We start from the raw sequence: 3,826 nt of genomic DNA, 5'->3' as shown, positions 1-3,826 counted from the left end.
ACGGCTCCGGGATCCAGGTCCGGCTCCGGGCCCAGATCATCAGGAACGGGAATCAGCACGTCGCTGTCGGCCAGGGTCTCGAGTGCAGCCTCGTCCTGAGCATTCTCGGCCAGAGTGTGCAAGGCCTGCTGAGCAGCGGATGGTGTGTTGTCCGAGGGAGTGTGCATCACAGTGTCCCGTCGTTGTGGGCGAACAGGCCGCCCGGAAGTGGCACCGGGGTGGAATTCACCGGGTACCCGGTTTGTGCGCTCATTTCACGCTCAGGCGTTTTCCTTTGTCCGCCTTCGACTCAGCCTGTGTTGACCGTACTTTTTGCCCACGGAAGGCGACCGGCTCGGTGTATGCAAGCCACGCCGTGCAATGCGACAGGCGACCATGCCCATGGTGGAGCACATGGCAGCCGGGTCTGGACAGGCGCCTTCACCGGCACTATCGAGCGGCTGAGGCAGCCCGCACACGGTTCTCGCCCAGACAGGTGACCCGAGGTGCGGCCGGTCGGCACGTCCACGATGGCCGGCACCGTGAAGCCCCGGTCGTAGCCGGGGTCGCGGGCGAAGTACGCCTCCTGGCGATGCCAAGCACCGGGTCGCGGCCGCCCGGGGCGAGGTCGAACGACCAGCTGCGCTCGTCGTGCGTGGGCCCGGCGATGGCCATGGGCAGCGCACTCTCCAGCCCGAGGAGCCGCCGCACGATCACCGCGCAGCTTGCCCACGGACAGGCGCGACTGACCACCAAACGGTAGCGGCCAGGCTCCACGCGGAAGCCCTCGCGTCCGTCGGCGGTGATCCGGGTGGTGATGTACCGGCTGTCGCGCGAGTACTCCCTGCCCGGGTTCACGGAACTCACCCCCATCGATTTACCCAAGAACGACGGGCACGAACACAACAAAGGGTTTCGCCATGAGAATGTCGCGGTCGCGCCAACGCCCTTGAGGGAGCTTCTGCGCCGGCGACGGAGAACAACCCGAAGCAGCGGCGCGGCATGGTGTCGTTTGCCGACCGAGGGCGGCGAGCGCTTCCGCACTCGCTCGCGACCCCTGTTGGCCGAGCGGCAGGCGTTAGAGGTAGTCCGGCAGAGGCTCGCCCTTGAGCTGTCCATCGACTGGCGGGTGATGACGTCGGCGTCAGAGAGTGAGTAGGGGCCGTTTGCCGGAAGTTGCCCGGGTAGGCGACCGCCAGGTCAAGATCCTGCTGGTCAGGCCGAGCGAAAGCGCGCGCGCGCAGACACGGTCGACCGATGTGCGCGTAGACCAGGAGCCGTACGTGGCGGTGCACAGCTTCTCGGCCGACCTCCCGTACGTGAGCGTGGCCGCCGACACCGCCCTTGAAACCGGATCCGCCGCTTCCAGCCTGTCGCCTCCGCGAACATCACATCCGCGCCCGTTGCCCACGACGGGAACTCCCAGAACTCCGGCGCCACGCTGCCACCACACCATCGGCCTCGATCCGGTTGCCGCAAGTCGGGTGCGAGGTGTGCACGACCGGACACGCACAGATCTCCAGTCCATCGAACTCGATGTCACCCCTGCCGGGCACGACACCACGGTCCGCCGCCATTTGTTTTCAGGGCGGAGCGGAATTCGACCTGCTCGTCCGTGACCACATAGGCATCCAGGCGCTGCGGCGGTTCTGACTCCGGCCCGCATCGAACGCGATCCGTTGGCCGCGGTAGCGGACAGTAGACCGGCGGGTGCGAAGAGCGCGGCGATTTCATCGCGCCCACGCCCATCAGCGTCATCCGCAGGTGCGGGGCCACCGTGCTCACCTCCCGACCCGGGACCCGTATCAGGTGTCTACCCGCGGAGGGCCCGTCGCCCGCGGCGGCTGAGAGGCCTCCGCTGAGGCGAGTGGCATCCTCCGGTGCGCCTGCCGACCGTGTCACTCTGCACCAACCGGGTAGCCGCTCTGGCGAGGATGCCGTTGTGACCACCCGCCTGAGATGGAGTCACCACCTCCCAGTCCCACATCGGCACCCGGACCGGGCCCGGTCCACAACGAGGTCCTGTCCCGGAACCCGAGCCCGATCCACATCCTCAGCCCGGCCCGATCCTCAGCCCGGCCCGCTGGGCCAGCGCCGGGCCCCAGAACCCGTCACCCGGCATGGTGGCCCGCCGTAGCACGCTTTCGGAGGAAGCTGCAGGCCTCAGCCCCCTTCCACCAACGTTCTGATCCCAGTCCAAAAGCCCTGAGCCGGCAGCTCTTGGAAGAGTCGGACCGGCCGCCCGGCCTGTCCAGAGCGGCGGCGGATCGGTCACGTGCGGGCCGCTGGGCGGCCTGGGGGGGGCGCCGCACGGGCCCAGCAGCGCGTCACACCCTGGCCCCAGAACCCGGGATCACCCTGATCTGCCAGTACAACTGGCAAGTCAAGGCGGCTGCAGGTGCTCCTCTCGCGATCCCCTACGTGCGCAGGCCGGCCCACCGCATGAAGCCGTTCCGGGCACGCAATGAGCCCACATCCGGGATACGGCGGCGTGTCCCCTCACTGCCCGGCTATGAGCCTGGTCAGCTGGGAGAGTCCGTTTTGGTTCCGCAGACCTCACAGGCTCCTGCTCCTCGCGCCAAGGGACGAACCAGCACTCCACACGCACGACGCGTGCCAGCTCTCCGACAGAAAGCAGCCAATCATGGGTCATGGTGGAGACGTCATCAACGAGCTGACTGCGGATCACCGCGAGATCGACTCGCTCTTCGCGCGGATCCAAGCTCTGCCGACCGGCGATTCACAGCGCCGGAGACTGGCCGACACTCTGACGATGGAACTTGTCCGGCACGCGGTCGCCGAAGAAGAACACCTATATCCGGCAGTGCGCCGCTACGTGGATGGCGGAGACGACATCGCCGACAAAGAGCTCTCCGATCACGGCGAAGTAGAGCGCATGCTCAAAGAACTGGAAGACCTCGAGCCCGGTGACAGCCGCTTCGACACCCTCGTGGCCGAGCTGAAGAGGTCAGTCACCACGCACGTGACCGACGAAGAGAACCGGCTGTTTCCCCTCCTGGCCAACTCCTGCAGCCGCGAAAAACTTCAGGAACTGGGCGAGTTCATCCGCCGCGCCAAGGAAACCGCTCCCACCCGCCCGCATCCGGCCGCCCCTGACACCCCGCCACTCAGCAAACTCTTGGCCCCTGGCCTGGGTATGGTCGACCGGATCCGCGACCTCCTCTCCGGCCGCGGGAGAGGCTGACCATGAGAGCGACCTGGGGGGCCTCGCGCTCCGACGGGGCTTTCGCTGAGGTGCCCGCCCCGCTGCGCGAGTTCATGGCCACGAACGCCGCCTGGCTCATTGTGTTTCCAGCCGCCCACCGATGCACCCGATCTGAACCCGCAGGTGGGGTGTGGTCGCTGGCCAAGGGGACCTGGGCAACCGTGGCAGACCTAGGCCAGATCACCCGCCCCGTGAAGCGCACGCTCAAGGTGCCCCGCGGGCGCGGTTGGCCTTCAGGCCTCGGAGAATGCCCGGATGTTGTGCGCAACCTCCTCGAGGTCCCGGCAGGCCGCGAGCACAAGGTACGACGGCTCCCGCCATCGACGGCCACGACAGAGTCGGCATCGTCGCCATCGCTAAGGCCCCACGTCGGCGACCTGCGGGAATCTCACCGGCTGATCCCTGCGCGGGCTTGCCGGACCCATGAGAGGGGTCCCAACGGCAGCAGACAACGGCGAGTGGGAGTCGCGGGCAGATCAGTCGCGCGTGCGGAGCGCTTGCCGCCCGCATAGCTCTTGACGGTCTTCTCGAGCGGCACCTCCTCACCGGTGCGCTCGTTGACCCGTTTGTTGCGGACCCGGTCGGCGGTGCCGCGCTGCAGCTGATGGAAGTGGACCGTGT

General features: G+C 67.6%; 1 protein-coding gene and 2 pseudogenes. 1 reads left to right on the top strand and 2 read right to left on the bottom strand.

All coding sequences use genetic code 11. From position 1 onward, the window contains the following. Positions 1 to 487 precede the first annotated feature (487 nt). A pseudogene (locus tag ACH492_RS39985) lies at positions 488 to 852 on the bottom strand (glutathione S-transferase family protein); the annotation flags it as partial. 1,771 nt (positions 853 to 2,623) lie between these two features. Here ACH492_RS39985 and ACH492_RS39980 point away from each other — a divergent pair. Then, positions 2,624 to 3,184 carry a hemerythrin domain-containing protein gene (locus tag ACH492_RS39980; protein WP_398994352.1) on the top strand — a complete coding sequence of 187 codons (561 nt, stop codon included), beginning with the start codon at positions 2,624 to 2,626 and terminating at the stop codon, positions 3,182 to 3,184. Between the two features lie 409 nt (positions 3,185 to 3,593). Here the strand turns inward: ACH492_RS39980 and ACH492_RS39975 are convergent. Beyond that, a pseudogene (locus ACH492_RS39975) lies at positions 3,594 to 3,826 on the bottom strand (hypothetical protein); the annotation flags it as partial.

This window comes from Streptomyces sp. NPDC019443 (genome assembly GCF_044389785.1).
GTDB lineage: Bacteria > Actinomycetota > Actinomycetes > Streptomycetales > Streptomycetaceae > Streptomyces.
This window is presented reverse-complemented; position numbering and strand designations above follow the sequence as displayed.